This window comes from Planomonospora algeriensis (assembly GCF_977012225.1).
Genome location: NZ_CDRNDK010000686.1, coordinates 1 through 2,495, shown reverse-complemented (window position 1 = coordinate 2,495; position 2,495 = coordinate 1). Strand labels below are relative to the sequence as shown.

The 2,495-nt window shown below is 70.0% G+C and carries 2 protein-coding genes; both read left to right on the top strand.

What is annotated here, in order from left to right; genetic code table 11:
* Positions 1-956 (top strand): beta-ketoacyl reductase (locus ACWJ6R_RS34505; protein ID WP_449066233.1); only part of this gene is annotated, 956 nt, incomplete at its 5' end.
* 33 nt (positions 957-989) lie between these two features.
* The coding region (locus tag ACWJ6R_RS34500; protein ID WP_449066232.1) for a type I polyketide synthase at positions 990-2,495 on the top strand (1,506 nt) is incomplete at its 3' end.

The following is a 2,495-nucleotide window of genomic DNA, read 5'->3' as shown; positions in this document are numbered from 1 at the left end:
TGGTCACGGCGTTGACGCCTGAGCGGCTGGATGGGGTGATGCGGCCCAAGGCCGAAGCGGCCTGGCATCTGCACGAGCTCACCCGGGATCTCGATCTTTCCGCGTTCGTCGTCTTCTCCTCTCTCTCCGGCGTGCTCGGCGGCGCCGGCCAGGGCAACTACGCCGCCGCCAACGCCTTCCTCGACGCATTGGCCGAGTACCGCAGCTCGCAGGGGCTGGCGGGCACCTCGCTGGCCTGGGGCCTGTGGGAGACAGGCGGCATGGCGGAGGAACTGACCGAGGCCGATCTGCGCCGCATGGAGCGCATGGGCCTGAAGCCACTGTCGGCTGCGGATGGACTGGCGCTGTTCGACGCCGGCCTGCGTCACGACCGCCCGGCGCTGGTCGCCGCCCGGCTCGTCCAGACCAGAGCCACGGCCCGTACGGCGCCGCCCCGGGCAGGCGCCGGCAACGGACTCGCGGAACGGCTGGCCGCGATGGAGCCAGCGGAACGCCGGTCGGCGCTGTCGGACCTCGTCCGCGGTCAGGCGGCCACGGTCCTCGGCTTCACCGGAGCCTCGGCGATCGAACCCCAGCGCCAGTTCCAGGACCTCGGCTTCGACTCCCTCACCGCGATCGAGTTCAGAAACAGGCTCAGCGCCGTCACCGGACTCCGGCTGCCGGTCACGCTGGTCTTCGACTACCCCACCTCGATCGAACTGATCGAGTACCTGATGGACCACTTCGATGGGACGGAGGACGAGGAGGCGCAGATCCTGCGGCTCTTCGCCGAGATCGACAAGATCGAGAGCACGATGGCGGGGCTCGCAGAGGAGAGCGTCGCACGCGACCGGCTGGTCGCCCGGCTCAAGGGCCTCTTGACGGGACTCAACGACTCCGGCACGGCCGACCAGTTCGAGGCGGCCACCGACGACGAGATGTTCGCCTTCATCGACAACGAGCTTGAAGTCTCCTGACCTGTGCGCTTCTGCTGAGAAGGATTACGCGAGATGGCAAACGAAGACAAGCTCAGGGACTACCTGAAGCGGGTTACGGCCGACCTCCAGCAAACCCGTCGGCAACTGCGCGAGATCGAGGGCCGCGGTCGCGAGCCCATCGCGATCGTCGGCATGGGCTGCCGTTATCCGGGCGGGGTCACCTCGCCGGAGGAGCTGTGGCAGCTGATCGCCGGGGGCGGCGACGGGATCTCCGAGTTCCCCGTCGATCGGGGCTGGCGAGAGGACCTGTATCACCCCGACCCGGACAACCCGGGTACGACCACGGCCAGGCGCGGCGGCTTCCTGTACGACGCCGCCGAGTTCGACGCGGGCTTCTTCTCGATCTCTCCGCGCGAGGCCATGGGGACCGACCCGCAGCAGCGGCTGTTCCTGGAGACATGCTGGGAGACCTTCGAGCGCGCCGGCATCGACCCGGCATCGGTCCGCGGCAGTCGTACCGGGGTCTACGCCGGAGTCATGTATCACGACTACTTCCGTGCGGAAGCGCTCGGCAGTGTCACCTCGGGCCGGGTCGCCTACGCCCTGGACCTGGAGGGCCCGGCCGTCTCCGTCGACACGGCGTGCTCGTCGTCGCTGGTGGCGCTGCACCTGGCGGTGCACGCTCTGCGCAGGGGCGAGTGCTCGCTGGCGCTCGCCGGAGGCGTCACGGTGATGGCGACCCCGAACACGTTCATCGAGTTCTCCCAGCAGCGAGGCCTGTCCAACGACGGCAGGTGCAAGTCGTTCGCCACCGCGGCCAACGGCACCGGGTGGAGCGAGGGGGTGGGCGTGCTGCTGCTCGAACGCCTCTCGGACGCCATGGCGAACGGGCACAACGTGCTCGCGGTCATCCGCGGCAGTGCGGTCAACCAGGACGGGGCGAGCAACGGGCTGTCAGCGCCGAACGGCCCCTCCCAGATCCGGGTGATCAGAGAGGCGCTGGCCGACGCGGGCCTGTCGCCCTCGCAGGTGGACGCGGTAGAGGGGCACGGCACGGGCACCGTGCTAGGCGACCCGATCGAGGCACAGGCGCTGATCGCCACCTACGGCCAGGACCGGCCAGAGGACCGCCCACTCTGGCTGGGATCGCTGAAGTCGAACATCGGCCACACCCAGGCGGCGGCCGGCGTGGGCGGCGTCATCAAGATGGTGATGGCGATGCGCAACGGCGTCATGCCGCGGACCCTGCACGTCGACGAGCCGACCGAGCACGTGGACTGGTCGGCGGGTGCGGTGGAGTTGCTGACCGAGGCCCGCGCCTGGGAGTCGGAGAACGGCCCGCGCCGGGCCGGTGTCTCGGCCTTCGGATTCAGCGGCACGAACGCGCACATGATCATCGAGGAGGCGCCCGCCGAGTCCGTCGAGCCCGTCAAGCCCGGTGAGCCCGGCGGAGTCGCTCAACCCGTCGAGTCTGGTGAGTTGGGCGGAGTCGGTGAGTCCGGCGAGCCGGGGGCGGGCGGGGTGGAGCTGCCGGTGGTGCCGTGGGTGGTCTCGGCCAGGGACGAGCGGGCGTTGGCG